We start from the raw sequence: 21,087 nt of genomic DNA, 5'->3' as shown, positions 1-21,087 counted from the left end.
TTAATTTTAAAGGATATAAAAAAAATAATGATAATTCATGAAAAAATTTTAAAAAAATATCTTTCTTTCGATGATTATAGTTTAGAAGAATTGCAATTTTTAATTAATAATTATATTACTGAAATAGATAAATGCGAAATATTAGAACCTAATGATTTTTTGATTATAGGAAAAATTATTGAATTCCAAAAAGTTTCTAATTCGGAAAAACTTCATTTAGTAACTGTAGATGTTAAAGATAATCATTTAACAATTATTTGCGGAGCTTCAAATCTTGTAAAAGGTACAAAAGTAGTAGTTGCTTTAATTGATGCTTATTTAAAATCAATCAAACTTCGCATCAAAGAAAAAGATATTTTCGGACATAAATCCCGCGGAATGATTTGTTCTGCGCAAGAATTAGGATTAGATCCTAATATTTTAAGTGAAGAAGAAAAAAAAGGAATTTTAATTTTAGAAAATGATGCTCCTGTTGGTGAAAATGCCTTAGAATATTTAAACCTAAAAGGATTTTTGTTAAAATTAAACATTACTTCAGATAGAGGAGATCTTTTATCTTATATAGGTTTCGCTGAAGATTTAAAAAGTTTAAAAAATATTAATAGATTCGATTATCCTATTTCTTTAACAAAAAAAATAAAAAAAGAAGAAAATCCTTTTCAAATACAAATTATAAATAAAAATTGTTGGGAATATAATTTGCTTTATATTAAAAATATAAAAGTTAAAAAATCTCCTTTGTGGTTGAGAAGTCTTTTATTCACTCATAATATAATTCCTGTTAATAATATCGTAGATATTACAAATTTAGTTTTATTAGAGTACGGCGTTCCTTTAGAAGTTTTTGACGTTTCTAATTTCAAAGAAAAAAAAATAGAAATAAGAAATGCTTCGGAAACGGAATTTATTCAAATTGATTTAGAAAAAAAATTTTTTTTAAGTAAAGAAGATGTAGTTGTAGCTAGAGGTCAAAATATTTTATCTATTCTAGGAATTGTCAATTCTTATTCAAATAATATTAATAAAGATACTAACGAAATTATTATAACTACATCTTATTTAGCCCCTTCTTATATTTTGAAAAATTCTAAAAAAATAAATTTAGAAAATGAAAAAAAAATACGTTGGACAAGAGGAATCAATTCATCTTTAGTAAAAGAAGCTTTAAATAGATTTAATTTTCTTTTAAAATCATTAAACGAAGAATGTCAAATTTCGAATATTATATCCCAAAAAATCAAAAATAATAAAAAACCAGAAATTTTATTATCTTTAAAATTTATCGAAGAAAAAATAGGTTCTGTTTTTTCTTCTGAAGAGATAGAAATTTGTTTAAAAAAATTAGATTATGAAGTAGAAATAATTAAAAATGATATTTTTAAATTAAAACCTCCTTTTAGAAGGCATGATGTTGTGATTCCTGAGGATGTGTGTTCTGATATAATCAGAATATATGGAATTAATAAATTAAAATCATTATCATTAAAAAAAAATAAAATTTCTTTAAGAAATAAGAAACAAGAAACATTATATAAATTAAAAGATTTATTGATAAATTTAGGTTTGTATGAAATAATTACTTATAGTTTAGTAAATTTAAAAATTTTAAAATTATTTTCTGATCAACAAGATTATATACAAGTTGCAAAACCTATTTCTCATGAAAATATTATTTTAAGACAACATTTGAGCGGTAGTATGATCGAAGTTTTAAGTTATAATCAGAAACATAATAATTATGATAACCTTTTTTTTGAAATAGCAAAAGTTTATAATAATCAAGAAGAAAAATTACATTTATCAATAGGTTTAAGCGGTAATTTCAATTCTTTAGGTTGGATTAAACCTAGTATAGTAAGTTCTTTTTTTGTTTTAAAAGGAATTTTAGATAAAATAAGTTTATTATTAGGAATTAAATTTGATTTGCAGCAAACTAATTTATATTCAAGTTTCCACCCTGGTAAACAAGCTAATATTTTATATCAAAATAAAAAAATTGGTTTTATCGGAGAAATACATCCTTCTATACAAAAATTATATAATTTAAAAGAAAGTTTTCTTTTAGAAATTGTTTTAGAAAATGATTTTTTAGAAAATTCCAAAAATATTGTTTTCAATGAAATAAGTAAATTACCTTCTATTATTAGAGATTTAAGTTTTTTTATTTCTAAAAGATATTCTTTTGAAGAAATTTTTAAAACCTTAAAACAAGAAATATCAGATATTTTAATTAAATGTGAATTATTAGATCTTTATGAAGATCCAAAATTAAATACAGACGAATATTCTTTATCTTTTCGTTTAACTTTTAATGATAAAAATAAAAGTTTATCTAAAGGAGTTGTTAACGAAATTATGAAAAAAATAGAAGATAAAATGCAAAAAATTTATGAAATTAAATTAAGATAATTAATAAATATATTAATATGGAGTTGTATTTATTTGCGTAAAGGTATCGTAATTGAATTTTTAATAAAAGAATATTTACTTATAGATTTAGAAACAAAACAACAAATTAATGCTCAAGTAAGAGGAAAAATAAAATATTATAATTTTAAAAAAGAAACAAATAATGATTTAGAATATTCTAAAATAAAAATTGGTGATTTAGTTTTATACGAAACGAAAGATAATCAATTTTTTATTGATAGTATTTTGCCACGTTCGAATTCTTTAAATAGACCTAATATAAGCAATATCACTCAAGTTTTTTTAGTTTTTTCTTTAGTAAAGCCTAAATTTCATTTTAAATTATTAGATAAATTTTTATTAATTTTAAAAAAATTTAAATTAAAAATTATTTTAATTTTTACTAAAATAGATTTAATTTCTGAACCGGAATTAATTTTATTCCGAGATAAAATATCTTATTATAAAAAATTTTTTCCTATTTATTATATAGATAGCAAAAATAGATTTGGTTTAGATCCTTTATATAATCTTTTCACTAATGAAATAACTATTTTAGCAGGTCAAACAGGTGTAGGAAAATCTACCTTAATCAACGCTTTAACTTCTCTAAATCTTAAAACTCAAGAAATTTCCGAATATTTAAATAGAGGAAAACATACTACTAAAAACTCTAAGTTGTTTTTTTTTCATGAAGGTTATATCGCTGATACCCCAGGATTTTCAAAATTAGATTTATTAGATTTTAAAATCGAAGAAGTTAAAAATTTTTATGATGATTTTTTAATTTTTGCGGATCAATGTTTTTTTAATTATAGTTGTTTACATATTAATGAAAAAAAATGTAAAATTAAAGAAGCTTATCAAGAAGGTTTAATTTCTTCTATTCGTTATCATAATTATTTATCTTTTATAAAAGAAATAAGTGAAAAGAAAAAAAATAAAAATTAATTTTTTATTTATAATTATATTTTCTAAAAAAATTATCATTAATAGGTTTGAGTATGAATTTAGAACAAATAAATCAAAAAAAGAAAAAAATTCGGAATTTTTCTATCATTGCGCATATAGATCATGGTAAATCTACTTTGGCTGATAGAATTTTAGAAATTACGAATACGATTCAAAAAAGAAATATGAAATCTCAAATTTTAGATTCTATGGATCTAGAAAGAGAAAAAGGGATTACTATCAAATTAAATACAGCAGAAATTCATTATAAAAACGAAAATAACGAAGAATATATTATGAATTTAATTGATACACCTGGGCATATTGATTTTAATTATGAAGTATCACGCTCTTTAGCCGCTTGTGAAGGAGTCCTTTTGGTAATCGACGCTACACAAGGGATACAAGCTCAAACTTTGACCAATGTTTATTTAGCTTTAGAAAATAATTTAACGATTATTCCTGTTTTAAATAAAGTCGATTTACCAGCGGCGGATATCGAAAAAACAAAAAAAGAAATTAAAGATAAATTAAATTTAGATGTTGACAAAATGGTTGTCGCGAGTGGTAAAACGGGTGCGGGTGTTCCAGAAATTTTAAATAATATTGTAAAATATATTCCACACCCTCAAGGAGATGCTCGAAAACCATTACAAGCTTTAATTTTTGATTCTATTTTTAACTCTTATAAAGGAGTTATCCCTTCTATTCGTGTTGTTAATGGGATTATTAAAAAAGGAGATAAAATCCGTTTTATTTCAAGCCAAACTAATTATGAAGTAATGGAAGTAGGTGTGTTCCGACCACAACCAATCAAAAAAGATTTTTTAGCAGCCGGAGATGTTGGTTATTTAACTGCTTTTATAAAAAATATTGACGATGTTCGTGTAGGAGATACAATTACTTTAAGTCATAATCAACAAGTGCCTGCTTTACCTGGTTATCGTCGTATTAATCCAGTTGTTTTTTGTGGCCTATTTCCTGCTGATTTAAAGAAATTCGGACATTTAACAGAAGCTTTACAAAAATTAAGATTAAACGATTCTTCTTTAAGTTACGAAAAAGAAAGTTCAAAGATGTTAGGTGTCGGTTTTAGAATTGGTTTTTTAGGACTTTTACATATGGAAATTACTAAAGAAAGAATTGTTAGAGAATTTGGAATCGAAGTTATTATTACAGCGCCCTCTGTAGTTTTGCATATTTATCAAGTCAATAATAAAAAAATTATTGTCGATAATTTAGCTAAATGGCCTTATAATCAATCTATCGAACGCATCGAAGAACCTTATATCAAAGCTTTTTTAACTTGTCCTAAAATGTATATCGGAACAGTAATGGAAATTTCTCAAAATAAAAGAGGGCAATTACAAGATATTCAATACTTAGATCGTGATAGAGTAATGTTGAAATATTTATTACCTCTTTCAGAGGCTATTTATAATTATTTTGATAAACTAAAATCTTCTACTCAAGGTTATGCCTCTTTCGATTATCAATTAGATGAATATTATCCTAGTAAATTAAAAAAAGTAGATATTTTATTAAATTCAGAAATAGTTGATTCTTTATCTTTTATTAGTCACGAAAGTTTTGCATATCAAAGATCCAAAAAAATTTGTCAAAAATTAAAAGATTTAATTCCTAAACAAATGTTTGAAATAGTTATTCAAGCCGCTATAGGAAAAAAAATAATAACAAGAGAAAATATTAAATCTATGCGTAAGAATGTTATTGATAAATGTTACGGTGGAGATGTTACTCGAAAAAAAAAATTATTAGCTAAACAAAAAAAAGGTAAGAAAAAAATGAAATCATTAGGAAAAGTAACGTTGCCTCAAAAAGCCTTTTTAGCTATTTTATCTAGCGATAACAAATAAATTATTTAAAATATTTAGTTTGTTTGTAAGAAAGGACGAAATGACAAACTTAATAGAATTAAAAAATATCACAAAAGTAATCAATAATCAAATTATTTTAAATGATATTAATTTAGAAATTAAAGAAAACGAATTTGTAACTTTATTAGGGCCTTCGGGTTGTGGAAAAACTACTATTTTAAAAATTATTGGCGGTTTCGAAGATATGAGCAACGGAGATATTTTATTTAATAACGAAAGTATTATAAATGTTGCTCCTCATAAAAGATTAATTAATACAGTTTTTCAAAAATACGCTTTATTTCCGCATTTGAATGTTTTCGAAAATATCGCTTTCGGATTAAGAATTAAAAATTTAAATGAAAAATATGAACAAAAAATAAAAAATTTAAAAATACAAAAAAAAGAACAAATAGAAAAAATAAAACAAGAATATAAAATTAAAACCGAACAAACAAATTCTAATATTTCTAAACAAAATAAAAAATCTTTTTTTTCTTTTTTCGAGTTCTTTTGGAAAAAACAAAATCCTTCATTCGAAAAATTCAAAAAAGATCTTAAAATAAAAAAAACAATTATAGAAACAAATTTTTATAAAGAATTTTCTAAATTAAAAAACAAACTTTTATCACCAAAACAAAAAGAATTATTTATAAAAGAAAAAGTTTTACATTATTTAAAATTAGTAGGTTTAATAGGATTAGAAAATAGAGATATTAATCAATTATCAGGAGGCCAACAACAAAGAGTGGCTATAGCCCGAGCTTTAATTAATAAACCTAAAGTTTTATTATTAGATGAACCTTTAGCAGCATTAGATTTAAAATTAAGACAAGAAATGCAATATGAATTAAAAGAAATACAAAGAAATTCAGGAATTACTTTTATTTTTGTTACTCATAACCAAGAAGAAGCTTTAACTATGAGCGATAAAATAGTTATTATTAACCAAGGAGTAATTCAACAAATAGGGACGCCACAAGATATTTATAACGAACCTGCTAACAAATTTATAGCCAAATTTATAGGTGAATCTAATTTAATTTCAGGAATTATGAAAGAAGATTTTTTAGTTTTTTTTGATGATAAAAATTTAAAATGTGTAGATTCCGGTTTTATAAAAAATCAAAAAGTAGATATTGTTATCCGTCCTGAAGATATTGATATTTTTGAACCAGAAAAAGGATTATTTGACGGAATTGTTAATTATATTTCGTTCAAAGGAGTTCATTGGGAAGTAAATATAAAAACTAAATATCGTAATTACATTGTACATACAACTGATTTTGTAGAAGTCAATACTCAAATAAGTATTTTTTTTAATCCTGAAGACTTACATATTATGGAGGTATTATAATTAAAATGCTTTCTCGCATACAAAATAAAAAAGAAAATAAATTTTATAAATTTTTATCTTTACCTTATTTTATAATTCTTATTTTATTTATTTTAATTCCTATTTTTATTATTTTTTTAGATTCTATTCAAGAAAGTAATAAAAATAGTCTTTTTAACATTTCTTTTACTTGGAAATATTATAAAGATTTTTATACTACAAAAGTTTTTATTTATGTTTTATTTCGATCTATATTAATAGCGATTATATCGACTTTTTTTATCCTTCTAATAACTTATCCTCTCGCTTATATAGTTTCTAAATGTAGTACACCAATCCAATCCATCTTAATTTTATTAATTAATGGTACAATATGGATTAATATGATTTTAAAAACCCAATCTTTGATGCAAATTTTTTTTTTAATAAGAAAAATTTTCGGTATAAATTTATTAGAAACTAATTCAGCAATGTTAATTGGATTTGTTTATTTATTCCTGCCTTATATGTTTTTACCTATTTTTCTTAGTATTTCTAAAATAGATCATAATTTAATTAATTCAGCTAAAGATTTAGGAGCAAATGAAAAACAAATTTTTAAAAAAATCATTTTTCCTTTATCTCTTCCAGGATTAACTACAGGAGTTATTTTAGTTTCTTTACAAATTTCAACTAATCTTGTTGTTCCTAAATATTTAGGCCCAACAACTATTACTGTTATTAGCGAATTAATTGAAAATAAAACTTTTTTGATTGGCGATCTTAAAAGCGCTTGCGCTATTGCTATGAATTTGACGTTTTTAATGCTTTATATTTTAACTTTTTATAAGAAGAATCAATTTGAAAAAAAAAATAAATCTAATGTTTAAAATAAATAAAAAAAAATTATATTTGATATATTTATTTTTGATTCTTCTTTTTATTTATTTACCTATAATTTCTTTAATTATTTTTTCTTTTAATGAAAACGAAGGAAGAATTTCTTCCTTGGTTCATTTTAATAAATTCGGTTTTAAATGGTATCATAAAATTTTAGAAGATTCAACTATTAAATCTTCTATATTTATCACTTTTCAAATTGCTATTTTATCCACTATAATTTCTACTATTTTAGGAACTTTAGCGGCTATTTCTTTAATGAATTATAAAAAAAAATGGCGCCAATTTATATTAAATATGAATCAATTTTCCATTATTATACCTGAAATTATTAATGCCTTAGCTTTATTTGTTTTATTTAGTTTTATTGGTTTAAAAAGTAGTTTTTGGAGAATGTTATTGGCTCATATTTCCTTTAGCGTCCCTTATGTTTTAATTTCCGTATATAGTAAATGTTGCGTTTTAGAATTAGATTTAATTGAAGCCGCTTATGATTTAGGAGCGACATCTTTTCAGACTCTTATTAAAATAATTTTGCCTCAATTAAAAGATGTTATGTTGACTAGCGCTGGTATTGCATTTGCATTATCTTTTGATGATTTTATTATTTCTTATTTTGCCGGTGGTTCCGATTATCAAAATATATCTGCTTATATTTATAGTTTAAAAGGAACGATTAATCCTACTATTAACGCTTTATCTTCTATTTTAATTTTAGTTGTTTTATGTAAAATAACAATTGAATTAATAAAAATTAGGAAAAGATCATAATCATAAATGAAAAAAAAAATATTTTCTATTATCATTGTTGTTTCTATTTTATTTTTATGTTTATTTTATTATTTAAAAATGAAAAATAAAAATCTAAATAATAAAAAGGTTATTTTATTATTCAATTGGGGAGAATATATTGAACCTAGTATTATAAAAGAATATAATGAACAATCAGATAAATTTATTATAAAACAAAGTTTTTTTTCATCTAATGAATTAGCAGTTAACAAAATTAAAGCTGGTAATAAATATGATATCGCTATTTTAAGCGAATACGCTATCGAACAATTAAAAGATAATCATTTAGAAAAAATTGATAATAAATTTTTAAAATTACCAGAATTTGATAACAATTTCTCTAACACTTTTAAAAAAAAAATAGATGAACAAATATTCACATTTACTATTCCATATTTTTATGGAAATTTGGGACTTTTATATAAAAAAAATAAATTTCCTGAAAAAGAAAATAAAAAATCAGAATTACCTAAAAAATGGAAAGATTTCATAATAAATCCTGAATATAAAATCGCTTTATACAATAATGCTTTTGAAGGAATGTTTATAGGATTAAAAGCTATAAACGAAGATGATAAAGATATTAATAAAAATTCAAAACAAGATATCGAAAAAGCTAAAAAATGGTTAATAGACTTAAAAAGAAAAAATATTAACCTATCTTTTATCACTGATCAATTATTAGATAGAATGAAAATAGAAAACAATGAATATTATGATATTGCTGTAGCTTATTCAGGCGACGCAAGATATTTAATGAAACAAAATAACAATTTAGAATATTATCCATTTACTAATGAAGGAACTAATATTTGGTTTGATGGATTAGTTTTGCCTAAAGAAAGTAAAAAAGAAGGGGCTTACGATTTTATTAATTTTTTATTAAAAACTGAAAATATACAAAAAAATAATGATTTTATTAATTACGATTCTCCTTATGTTGGAATAACAAAAAACGATCATCGTTTAGAATTAGAAATAAATGATAAAGATAAGATATATAAATACGATGAAACATATAAAAAACAAATTAGCGATGCTTGGAACGAAATTTATTCTTATCCCGATCCTAAAGATAAATATTTAATTATTTTAGGTTTAATTATTTTATTTTTATTTTTGTTAATATATATCTTTATAAAGATATAATTATCTTATTTTATAATTTTAGATATTTTTTGATTTAAAATTTTTTTATATAAAAATTAAAATTATTTTTTATTTAAAAAGAAAAGCGGAATTAATATTCCATTCTTTTTTGAAATAAATTACACAAAATAATATAAATTTAAAATTTATTAATTAATCAAAAAAGAAATTAAAAATTCAATTTAAATTCTTAAATATTTTTATGAACTTTTCTTTTTTTAATATAACTTTACATTGTAAAATTATCATTTCGAGAATATATATGAAGGATTAAATATTTTTATTATTTAATTTTTGTTTTTTTAAACTATTTTATCATAATTAGAAAGTAGCTAAATTTTAGTATGGTGTTTGTAGTTTGGAACCAAGAGGTCATGGGTTTAAATCCTGCCTTTCTGACCATTATATAATATAATAAATTAATTAAATTAAAAAAATGTAAGTTTTAAGTTTTTGATGAAACTTATTTTTAACTTTTTAACACAAAAGAAAGAAGGAATTAAGTTGACAAAAATATATTTTTAATTTTCTTTTAGTACTTTTAAAAGTCTCATATTTTTCCATAATTGGCTGACATCATTGTTTAAGTCGTTAAATAGTTCTTAAGTAATATTAGTGAATTTCTTGATCGCTTTGAAGTAATTTAAAAATTTAACACTAAAAAAATTATAAAAATAATAATAATTATAAATAAAATTAATAAAATATAAAATTTTTTATTTTTAATTTTCATATTTTTTTATTCTTTGATTTCTATTTTATTTTTAAGTTAATTAAAATAAAGTTAATTTAAAATTAAGTTTATTTTAATTAACTTAAATTATTTATAATAAAAAAGAATCAAAAACTAATTTGATTCTTTAATAATTAAAATTTTATTATATTTGGTTTTCTAGTTCTTTGATTTGTTTGTCGATAGCTTCTATTTGTTCTCTGGCGTAATGAAATTTATCTCTTAATTCATTCATTTTTTTATTTTGATTTGCGCATTCAGTTTTTTCACAAAGACCTGCTAAATCAAGAGTTCCATATACATAATGTTTTGAATGTAATTTCCGTAATTCGTCAAACATCTGATCAAGTTCAGAATTCATTAATAAATAATTTTGTAAAAAAGCAGTCCTTTTTGTTTTTAATTCTTTAATTTTATTTTCTTTTAATGATGTTTCTTTTAATTTGAAAATTATTTTTTTAGTTATTTTTTTTGTTTCATCTATTTTTAAATTAGATGGAATTCGATAATTATAAAAAAAGTACAAAACGATTGATAAAAGAATAATTAAAACCATTACGACAATAATTAATTTATTTTTATTTTCTTGAATTTTCATATTTTTTTCATTTTTCTTATTTTCAATGCTTTTTACTACTTTTTACTGCTTGATAATTTAATACTTTTTTAAAATTACTAATTCGGAAAGCCAAATTATTTATTGAAAAATAAATAGTTTGGCTTTTTTCTTTTTATATAGGAAAAAATCCAAACAAGAAAAAAAGAGGTTAAAATTTTGAAAGCGATTTAACATAATAAAAAAAATAAAAACAATAAATAAAGACGAAATCACATATTTACAAAAAATAAATAAAATAAAGAAATGAATTTAATTTAACAAGTTTTAATTAATACAATTTGTAAAATAAATAAATTAAAAAAATAAAGGAGAAAAAAAATTATTAACACATTAATTACAAATGATTTTAAAAAAATATTTAAAAGAACAAATAAAACAATAGATTATATCAATTATTATTTAGAACGAAATAAAAAAATTACATCAACAATTTCAATTTTGGAACGATAGAGCAAAAATTAAATTTATTTTTGATTATGATAAATATACTGGAACGTATATAACACAAAAGACATTCCGATTTAACCGTGTTTTAACAACACAATATTTTGTTACCTATGGAAAATTTACTGAAAATTTCATTAAACTAATTGCTTTTAAATTAGATAGCCAAACAAAAAATTATACTATTAATTATAATTCGCTTACTAGAAAAATAATTAAAAATATTTTTTACAAAATTAATGGTAAAAACATAAAATTTATTAACTTTTATTCAAAAACAAATCGATTGATTAATAAAGTTTTTTTATGATTATGAGGGCACAAAAAACGAAAATTTAGAAAATTTAGAAATGACTAGTTATCATGAAGTTGAACTATTCACTGATGACTATTCCTTACGAATTTAAATAGATTAATAAAAATTTAAATTATTTAAATAATTTACCTTATAAAGGTAAAATTAAAATTTTAAAAAACATGAAATAAATTATTAGACAATCAATAAAAGAAGGTTGTTCCAGCTTTTATTTTCGAACAAATAGTTAAAATACAATCTTTAATATAAAATAAATTTATTATAAAAATAAAAGGTAAAAATGAAATAGAAAAAGCTTTTAATTTTAGCATAAAAAACGATAAATTAATATATAATAGTTGATGGCAATTCACAAAAAAAGATTTCAAAATATCAATTTAAATGAATTACAAAAATAAATTATTAACCAATTTAATTTTACAAAAAATTATTTAATTACTTTAATTAATAAATATAAAAATAAAATTAGTATTAAAGAAATACTAGTTTTTTTAAATTATCAAATAGAGCTGCCAACCTATAATTATATTTACTTTCTAATTTGTCTATAAATTCAATTTAAAAAGGTAAATCTTTTTTATATTAGTTCATTTCTTCTAAAAATTCGTAACATTCATAAATAGAATTATAACTGAGATAAAATGTATTCTTTTCCGAATTAAAATTATTATTGATTTGTTTATGTAATCGAATTTCGAAAACTAAAAATGTTTTTAATAATTTAAAACATTCCTTCGATATAAATTTTTAGAGTTTACATTTATCATTTATTTTTTGTTTTTCTTATCCTTTGTATCCGAATTTTGACAATAAAAAAAATCAAACTCAAATTTTAGTTTTTAAGTTTGATTTTTGGTGGTAATTTGCATTATTACGTTTATATTGAGCGTGACAATTTATAATCTTTATTTTTTTCATATTTATAAATTTTATAAAAATATAAAAATAAAAGTCTTCTCTACTTTGATAAAAATAAATAAAATTTTGTTTCTATTTTTGATTAATTTCGGCATTTTTTTATACAGATAATAAAAAAACTCACTGTAATAAAATACAATGAGTTTTCTATCAAAATTAAATAAATTAATTATAAATTTAAATATATACAATTTATATAATTATTCTATGATTTTAATAACAGTTCCAGCTCCGATAGTTCTTCCACCTTCACGTACAGAAAAACTTGTTCCTTCCTCAATAGCTACTGGATGAATTAAAGTAACAATAAGTTCTACTAAATCACCTGGATTTACTATTTTAAGACCGTCTTTTAATTCAATTACACCAGTCACACTAGCAGTTCTTACATAAAATTGTGGACGATAATTATCTCCGAAGAAAGTACTTCTTCCGCCTTCTTTAGCTGTAAGAATATAAATTTTAGCTACAAATTTAGAATAAGGTTTTACAGAACCTGGTTTTGATATAACTTGACCACGTTGAATATCTTTGTAATTGACACCACGTAACAAAATACCAATATTATCGCCGGCAAAAGCGCCTTCTTTATCTAAATTTTTATGAAACATTTGCAAACCAGTTACTGTAGATTTTTTAGTTTCTTTAATACCTACAATTTCAACTTCTTCAGAAAGTTTTATTTGTCCTCTTTCAACACGTCCTGTAGCAACAGTTCCTCTTCCTTTTACGTTAATAACGCCTTCGATAGGCATTAAGAAAGATTTGTCTAAATCACGTATTGGGTCCTCAACATATGTGTCCAAAGTGTCAAGTAATTCTTTTATACCTTCAACACGTAAAGCAGAACCTTGAATAATAGGTATGTTATCACCATCAAAACCATTAGAACTTAAAACATCTCTAATTTCTAATTCTATTAATTCAAAAATATCTTTATCTTCTACTAAATCACATTTGTTTAAAAAAACTACTAATTTAGGAACTCCTACTTGTTTAGCAAGTAAAATATGCTCTTTTGTTTGAGGCATTACTCCATCTACAGCAGAAACTACTAAAATACCTGCATCCATTTGCGCAGCTCCTGTGATCATGTTCTTAATATAATCTGCATGCCCAGGACAATCTATGTGAGCATAATGTCTTTTATCCGTTTGATATTCTATGTGCGAAGCGTTAATTGTAATACCACGTTCTTTTTCTTCAGGTGATTTATCTATTTGTTCGTAATTGTGTTTTTGCGCTAATCCTTGACCTGATAAATAATTAGTTATTGCAGAAGTTAAAGTAGTTTTACCATGATCTACATGACCAATAGTTCCTACGTTTACATGCACCTTGTCTCTTGAAAATATTTCAGCCATTTTAAAAGGCCTCCTTTTTTTTTATTTTTTTATCTTTTACATAAATATTATATATTAATTACGCTCTTTAATAATATTTTCAGTAATATTATTTGGCGTTTTAGCATATCTAGCGAACTGCATAACAAAACTCGCTCTGCCTTGTGTATTAGAACGTAAATTAGTCACATATCCAAACATTTCAGATAAAGGGACGAAAGCTCTAATAACAACTGCATTTCCGCGATTTTCTTGATTTTCTAATTTTCCTCTTCTAGATGTTAAATCGCCAATAACATTCCCTACATAATTATCAGGAGTTATCACTTCTACATCCATAATAGGTTCTAAAAGAACTAAACCACCATTTTTTTTTGTTTCTTTTAAAGCGATAGAAGCTGCAATTTTAAAAGCAATTTCTGATGAATCGACATCATGATAAGAACCATCAAATAAAATCGCTTTTACATCTATAAAAGGAAATCCAGCAATAATACCATTACTTAAAGATTCTTCTAACCCTTTTTTTACAGCAGGAATATATTCACGAGGAACAGAACCACCAACAATTTTATTTACAAATTCAAATCCCTTACCTTCGTTAGGCTCAAAACGAATACAAACATGACCGTATTGACCTCGTCCTCCAGATTGACGTATAAATTTTCCTTCTGTCTCTGTAACTTGAGTTAAAGTTTCTCTATAAGCTACTTGTGGTTTAGCTACATTAGCTTGTATTTTGAATTCTCGTTTTAAACGATCCATAATAATATCAAGATGTAACTCGCCCATTCCAGCAATAATAGTTTGCCCTGTTTCATGGTTAATATAAACCTTAAAAGTAGGATCTTCTTCCGCTAATTTACTTAAAGCAATAGAAATTTTATCTTGATCATTTTTAGTTTTAGGTTCTAAAGCAATTTCTATAACTGGTTCAGGAAAATTCATAGATTCTAAAATAACAAAATCATTTTCTGAAGTTAAAGTATTTCCAGTAGTAGTATTTTTTAAACCTATAACAGCTACGATATCTCCAGCCGTAGCTTCCTGAATTTCTTCTCTTTTGTTGGCATGCATTTGTAATAAACGTCCTATACGCTCTTTAAAATTTTTTGATGCATTTTTAACATAAATTCCAGTTTTTAAAACACCAGAATAAATTCTTAAAAAAGTCAAACGTCCTACAAATGGATCAGTCATAATTTTAAAAGCTAAAGCAGTAAAGGGTTCGTCATCAGAAGCTTTACGAATTACTTCATTATCATTAACATCTAAACCTATTATGGCTGGGACATCGATAGGAGAAGGAAGATAATCAATCATAGCATCTAAGATTTTCAAAACTCCTTTATTTTTAAAAGCAGAACCACATAAAACAGGAAAAAAATTAACAGTTAAAGTAGCTTTTCTAATAACTTTCTTTAAAACATCGGCGCTAATTTCTTTATTTTGAAAAAAAAGTTCCATTAAATCATCATCAAATTCAGATAATAATTCTATTAATTCTTGTCTTTTTTGAGTAGCTATTTCTAATAAATCTTGAGGTATATCTATAAATTCGCCATCTTCTGAAAAAGAATTATTATTATATTTAAAAGCAGTCATTTCCAATAAATCAATAATACCAATAAAATTACTTTCTTTTCCGATAGGCCATTGAATAGCGGCTACTTTGACACCTAATCTTTGTTTTAAAGTACCAATAGCGTATTCAAAATCTGCTCCTACCTTGTCCATCTTATTGACAAAAACAATTCTAGGGACTTTGTATTCTGTTGCTTGTCGCCAAACAGTTTCTGTTTGTGGTTCGACTCCTGCTTGAGCATCTATAACAACTACTGCTCCATCTAAAACTCTTAAAGAACGTGAAACTTCAACTGTAAAATCTACATGGCCAGGAGTATCAATAATTTGAATTTTATTATCTTTCCAAAAAATAGTTGTAGCTGCGGAAGTAATTGTAATTCCTCTTTCTTGCTCTTGTTCCATCCAATCCATTTGTGAAGCGCCTTCATGAGTTTCGCCTATTTTATGTATTTTACCAGTATGAAATAAAATTCTTTCTGTTGTAGTTGTTTTTCCGGCATCAATATGCGCCATAATGCCTATATTACGTATTTTATCAATTTTGAATTGGCGTCCCATAAAAATTACTCCTTAATATTGTCGTATATCTTACCAACGATGATGCGCAAAAGCTTTATTAGCTTCGGCCATACGATGAGTATCTTCTCGTTTTTTAACTGTTATTCCTGTTTTTGAAGAAGCATCAATAATTTCTTTTGCTAATTTCTCTTTCATAGTTTTTTCATTTCTTTTTTGAGAATATTGAATCAACCATCTTAAACCTAAAGATTGACGTCTTTCAGGACGAACTTCTGAAGGAACTTGATAATTTTGACTTCCTATAGTACGTGTACGCACTTCTAAAATAGGCATAATATTACCCAAAGCTTCATTAAAAACATCTATCGGATCTCTTTTAGTTATTTCTTTGACTCTATCAAAAGCGCCGTATAAAATAGATTTAGCGACTTCTTTTTTACCGTCTTTCATAATAGTATTTATAATTTTAGTTACTAACTTAGAATTATAAACAGGATCCGGTGATAAATTTTTTCTATAAATACGTTTTTTACGTGACATTTAAAAAAACCTTACCTTTTTAAAATTTTTATTAATTATATTTTTTTTACTTTTTATTAACAACTCTTTTAGAACCATATTTAGAACGCCCTTGTTTTCTATTAGCGACGCCAGTGGCATCTAAAGCTCCTCTAACTATATGATAACGTACTCCAGGTAAATCTTTAACTCTTCCGCCGCGAACTAAAACAACACTATGTTCTTGCAAAGAATGATCTATTCCTGGAATATAAGCATTGACCTCAGTGCCATTACTTAATCTAAGTCTAGCAAATTTTCTTGAAGCAGAATTAGGTTTTTTTGGTGTCATAGTCGAAACTTTAATACAAACGCCTGATTTTTGAGGAGAATTATATTTTTTAATTTTTTTCTTTAAACTATTAAAACTATATCTTAAAGATGGTGATTTACTTTTATAAGTTTTATCAATCCTTCTTTTTTTAATTAACTGAGCAATAGTAGGCATCTTAATATAAAATCTCCTTTTCAAAATAATATATTTTTATTAATATTAAGTTTTTAATAATTATAAACGAAATTTGTCATATTATAATTATAACTTTTTTTAAAACAAAAAACAATATAATTATAACTCCGTATCATTTTTTATCTTTTCACAAGGATAATTAAAATTATGATGATCTAAAATTCCTGTGCCTGCAGGAATTAATCCTCCTACAATAACATTTTCTTTTAAACCATATAAATAATCTGATTGACCTTTAATAGCGGCGTCAATTAAAATCTTAGTTGTTTCTTGAAAAGAAGCGGCTGAAAGGAAAGAACCGCTTTTTAAAGAAGATCTTGTAATTCCTAATAAAACAGGTCGACCTACAGCTAAAGATTTATTTTGTCTCAACATTTGTAAGTTAACTTTTTTAAATTGTTTAATAGAAACTTCGGTTCCTGGTAAAAAATCAGTATCTCCTTCATAAATAACTAAAATTTGTTTAAACATTTGATATATAATAATTTCTATATGTTTATCACTAATGGTAACACTTTGAGATTGATATACTTTTTGAACTTCTTCTAAAATATATTTTTGCGTTTCTTCTACGCTAGTAATTCTTAATAATTCTTTTAAATCAATAGATCCTGTTGTTAACTTTTGACCAGCATAAACACGCATGCCTTTTTGGATTAAAATTTCTGAATTAGAAAAAACATCATAAACATATGTTATGTCTTTATCGTAATCAGGCATAATAATAATTTGCGGTGAATAAGAATTTATATTTTTAATGTCTTTTACAACGCCATCATATTCATTGATAACAGCTTTTCCTTTAGGTTTTCTGACTTCAAATAATTCTTGAATCCTTGGTAAACCTTGAGTGATATCAGAAACCGCTAAAACTCCGCCTGTATGAAAAGTTCTCATTGTTAATTGCGTACCAGGTTCGCCAATAGACTGAGCTGCTATTACTCCAACAGCTTCTCCTATTTCAACATTTTTATTATTAGCTAAATTTAAACCGTAACATTTAGCACAAATACCATATTCTGCATTACATGTTAAAACACTTCTAATTTTAACTTGTTCTATACCTAAAGAGTTAATTTTAGCGACAATTTCTTTATCAATCATTTCATTCTTTTTAATTATAGTACGGCCTGTTTTAACATCTAAAATATCTTCAGCAGCAAAACGACTAAAAATACGTTGTCCTAAAGAAATAATTTCTTTATCATTTCTTTTGATCGATTTAATAAATAAACCTTTATCGCTACCACAATCTTCTATAGTGATGATATTATCTTGAGCTACGTCCACTAATCTACGTGTTAAATATCCTGATTCTGCTGTTTTTAAAGCGGTATCGGTAGAAACTTTACGAGCGCCATGTGTAGAAATGAAAAATTCAGAAACTGTCAATCCTTCTTTAAAAGAAGTTTTAACAGGAATTTCTAAAATTTCTCCTTTAGGACTATTCATTAATCCTCTCATTCCCGATAATTGAGAAAAATTTGAAGTATTTCCACGAGCACCACTATCGCTTATCATGAATAAATTATTGTCTTTATCAAATTCTTTCATTAATCCTTCTTGTATTTTATCACGGACGACTTTCCATTCTTGAATAACTAAATTTTTCTTTTCTGAAATTGTTAAAAAACCATTATCATAAAATTTTTCTATTTCTGTTATTTTATTTTCAGTTACATCTAATAATTTTTCTTTTTGAGAATAAACATTAATATCATTATGAGAAATGGTAATTCCGGAAATAGTAGAATATTTAAATCCTAAATCTTTAATATTATCTAACATTTTAGATGTTTCGGTAATATTGCTTTTTTTGAAAACACAATCTATAATCAGAGATACAAATCTTTTTTTGAAAGGTTCGATATATAATGATTCAGCTAAAATATTTTTAGGATTTATACCTTTGGAAATAAAATAACATTCTGGAGTTTTAACTTCCAAATTAAAAAGAGTTGGTTCTTGAATATAATTAAAATCAGAAGGTAAAATACTATTAAAAATTAATTTTCCTAAAGTAGTTATTAAATATTTTTCTTTTTGCTCAGAAGTAAAATAAGAATTAATATTTTTTGTTTGAACTAAAATTTTTGTATGCAAATGAATTTCTTTATTATAAAACGCTAATTCTGCTTCTTTTAAATCAAAGAAAATTTTGCCTTCGTTACGATGTTTATGTTTGTGTTCTTTTGTTCTTTTTTCTGATTCAAAACCATTTATAACACGATCTTTTTTTTCTTCAATGGTTAAATAATAATTACCTAAAACCATATCTTGTGAAGGAGATAAAACTGGATTACCATTTTTAGGATCTAAAATATTATTAGAAACTAACATCAACAAGCGAGCTTCCGCTTGTGCTTCTAAAGAAAGAGGCAAATAAACAGCCATTTGATCGCCATCAAAATCAGCATTAAAAGCTGGTGTTACTAAAGGATGCAATTTAATAGCTTTACCATCAATTAATTTCGGTTCGAAAGCTTGAATCCCTAAACGATGCAAAGTAGGCGCTCTATTTAATAAAACAGGATGTTCTTTAACAACTTCTTCTAAAACTTCAAAAACATATTCATTCATTTTTTCGTATAAAGCTGTTGCACTTCTTCTATCAATTCCTTTAACTTCTTGCAATTTATTCAGAATAAAAGGTTTGAATAAAATAACAGCCATTGTTCTTGGCAGTCCACATTGATGAATTTTTAATTCTGGACCAACAATAATAACTGATCTTCCTGAATAATCAACCCTTTTTCCTAAAAGATTTTGGCGAAAACGTCCTTGTTTCCCCCTTAACATTTCTGATAAAGATTTTAATGTTTTATTTTTTTCCATATTAGAATTATTTTTTTTATTAACTTTAACATTATCAAATAAAACATCTACAGCTTCTTGTAACATTCTTTTTTCATTTTTAATAATTAATCTAGGAGCTCTTTGTTTAATTTGTTTTTTTAAACGATTATTACGATTTAAAATCCTTCTATATAAATCATTTATATCAGTAGTCGCAAAACGTCCTGCATCTAAAGGAACAATAGGTCTTAAATCGGCAGGAAGAATTGGTAAAACATCTAAAACCATCCATTCAGGTTTATTATCGGATTGTTGTAAAGATATAAGAATCTCTAATCTCTTAATAATATTATCTCTTTTTTGTTTCGAAATATGTTTTAAAAGAATCTTTAATTCTTCTATTTTAGCGTTTAAATCTAGTTCCTTCAACATTTCTTTAACAGCTGTTGCTCCTGTTAAAGCGACAAAGTTGCTGCCGTTTTCTAAATAATGGCCGTATTGAACTTCTGATATAAGCTGTCCTTTTTCTAAATTTGTATTCCCAGGAGACATAACAATATAAGAAACATAGTAAACTATCTCTAATAATTCTTTAGCTTTCATTCCTAAAATAATAGCTAATCTACTCGGAGAACTATTTAAATACCAGGTGTGTACAACACAAGCAGCTAACTCTATATGTCCCATTCTTTCACGACGTACTTTTTGTTCTGTTATTTCGACACCACATTTAGGACAAATGTTAAAAGTTTTTGATAATTTTTTTTTTAAACAAGCGCATTGAAAATCTTTATAAGGGCCGAAAATTTTTGGACAAAAAAGTCCTCCCAGTTCCGGTTTAGCAGTACGATAATTAATAGTTTCATAATTAACGATTTCACCATAAGACCATTTTCTAATTTCATCAGGAGAAGCTAAACGGATTTTAAAATAATCATATTCACGACTTCCATATTTTTTTTTAAAAGAAACTGGTTCATCAGATTTTTTATTTTCAACATTAATTTTTGTTTCAAAATTATATTTATATAAAGAAAACAATTTTTTAATATCTTCGAAATAAGAAGGGTTTTCTTTTTCAAATAAACGATATATAAAATTAAGATCAGCTGTCAAAAGATCACGACATGTCTTAATTTTATTATTATATAAAATCACAATAATATCATTTATTAAATTTAAATTTTCTAAATTTTCAGGTAAAAAATTTTTTTTTAAAACAGGAATAATGTCAAAAAAACAATCTTCATTTAATAAAGATTGTAAATCTGATAAAGTATAAGAATTAAAATCTTCCAAAAAATTAATTCCGATTAATTTTAATGATTCTACGGTTGATTCAGAAACATTACAATTTTCAATTTTATCATTTATTTCCATAATTAGTTGATA

General features: G+C 24.2%; 14 protein-coding genes and 1 tRNA gene. 9 read left to right on the top strand and 6 right to left on the bottom strand.

Going from position 1 to position 21,087, the window contains the following annotated elements; all coding sequences use genetic code 11:
- Positions 1–27: 27 nt before the first annotated feature.
- From pheT to CWO85_RS02455, 8 genes are all read left to right on the top strand, one after another.
- Entirely contained in the window at positions 28–2,409 is a 2,382-nt protein-coding gene (gene pheT / locus CWO85_RS02490; RefSeq protein ID WP_121464068.1) for a phenylalanine--tRNA ligase subunit beta, read from the top strand.
- A gap of 33 nt (positions 2,410–2,442) precedes the next feature.
- Complete coding sequence (rsgA, locus tag CWO85_RS02485; protein ID WP_121464067.1) at positions 2,443–3,360, top strand: ribosome small subunit-dependent GTPase A; 918 nt, start codon at positions 2,443–2,445, stop codon at positions 3,358–3,360.
- Positions 3,361–3,413: 53 nt separating this feature from the next.
- Complete coding sequence (gene lepA / locus CWO85_RS02480; protein ID WP_121464066.1) at positions 3,414–5,237, top strand: translation elongation factor 4; 1,824 nt, start codon at positions 3,414–3,416, stop codon at positions 5,235–5,237.
- Between the two features lie 40 nt (positions 5,238–5,277).
- Positions 5,278–6,594 carry an ABC transporter ATP-binding protein gene (locus CWO85_RS02475; RefSeq protein ID WP_121464065.1) on the top strand — a complete coding sequence of 439 codons (1,317 nt, stop codon included), beginning with the start codon at positions 5,278–5,280 and terminating at the stop codon, positions 6,592–6,594.
- 5 nt (positions 6,595–6,599) lie between these two features.
- Entirely contained in the window at positions 6,600–7,442 is an 843-nt protein-coding gene (locus tag CWO85_RS02470; RefSeq protein ID WP_121464064.1) for an ABC transporter permease, read from the top strand.
- Positions 7,435–8,223 carry an ABC transporter permease gene (locus CWO85_RS02465; protein WP_121464258.1) on the top strand — a complete coding sequence of 263 codons (789 nt, stop codon included), beginning with the start codon at positions 7,435–7,437 and terminating at the stop codon, positions 8,221–8,223. The genes CWO85_RS02470 and CWO85_RS02465 overlap by 8 nt, the downstream gene beginning before the upstream one ends.
- A 6-nt stretch (positions 8,224–8,229) precedes the next feature.
- Positions 8,230–9,393 carry an extracellular solute-binding protein gene (locus CWO85_RS02460; protein WP_121464063.1) on the top strand — a complete coding sequence of 388 codons (1,164 nt, stop codon included), beginning with the start codon at positions 8,230–8,232 and terminating at the stop codon, positions 9,391–9,393.
- A 322-nt stretch (positions 9,394–9,715) separates the two neighbouring features.
- Positions 9,716–9,795, top strand: a tRNA-Pro gene (locus tag CWO85_RS02455).
- 476 nt (positions 9,796–10,271) lie between these two features.
- Here the strand turns inward: CWO85_RS02455 and CWO85_RS02450 are convergent.
- A complete protein-coding gene (locus CWO85_RS02450; protein ID WP_121464062.1) occupies positions 10,272–10,724 on the bottom strand; it encodes a hypothetical protein in 453 nt (150 codons plus the stop codon).
- A gap of 430 nt (positions 10,725–11,154) precedes the next feature.
- Here CWO85_RS02450 and CWO85_RS03870 point away from each other — a divergent pair, with 430 nt between their 5' ends.
- Positions 11,155–11,499, top strand: coding sequence for a DUF2963 domain-containing protein (locus CWO85_RS03870; RefSeq protein ID WP_420885402.1), 345 nt, complete (start codon positions 11,155–11,157; stop codon positions 11,497–11,499).
- Positions 11,500–12,623: 1,124 nt separating this feature from the next.
- On the opposite strand, the gene tuf is transcribed toward CWO85_RS03870, so the two are convergent.
- The 5 genes from tuf to rpoC form a co-directional block, all read right to left on the bottom strand.
- Positions 12,624–13,787 (bottom strand): elongation factor Tu, encoded by a 1,164-nt coding sequence (gene tuf / locus CWO85_RS02445; RefSeq protein ID WP_121464061.1) that lies wholly within the window; start codon positions 13,785–13,787, stop codon positions 12,624–12,626.
- Positions 13,788–13,841: 54 nt separating this feature from the next.
- The gene (fusA, locus tag CWO85_RS02440) at positions 13,842–15,911 is read right to left on the bottom strand and encodes an elongation factor G (RefSeq protein ID WP_121464060.1); all 2,070 of its coding nucleotides are present in this window, start codon (positions 15,909–15,911) and stop codon (positions 13,842–13,844) included.
- A 30-nt stretch (positions 15,912–15,941) separates the two neighbouring features.
- A complete protein-coding gene (gene rpsG, locus CWO85_RS02435) occupies positions 15,942–16,412 on the bottom strand; it encodes a 30S ribosomal protein S7 (protein WP_121464059.1) in 471 nt (156 codons plus the stop codon).
- 46 nt (positions 16,413–16,458) lie between these two features.
- Entirely contained in the window at positions 16,459–16,878 is a 420-nt protein-coding gene (gene rpsL / locus CWO85_RS02430; protein ID WP_121464058.1) for a 30S ribosomal protein S12, read from the bottom strand.
- 120 nt (positions 16,879–16,998) lie between these two features.
- The gene (gene rpoC / locus CWO85_RS02425; protein WP_201736608.1) at positions 16,999–21,075 is read right to left on the bottom strand and encodes a DNA-directed RNA polymerase subunit beta'; all 4,077 of its coding nucleotides are present in this window, start codon (positions 21,073–21,075) and stop codon (positions 16,999–17,001) included.
- Between the last annotated feature and the right edge of the window lie 12 nt (positions 21,076–21,087).

The organism is Candidatus Phytoplasma ziziphi (assembly GCF_003640545.1).
GTDB lineage: Bacteria > Bacillota_I > Bacilli_A > Acholeplasmatales > Acholeplasmataceae > Phytoplasma > Phytoplasma ziziphi.
This window is presented reverse-complemented; position numbering and strand designations above follow the sequence as displayed.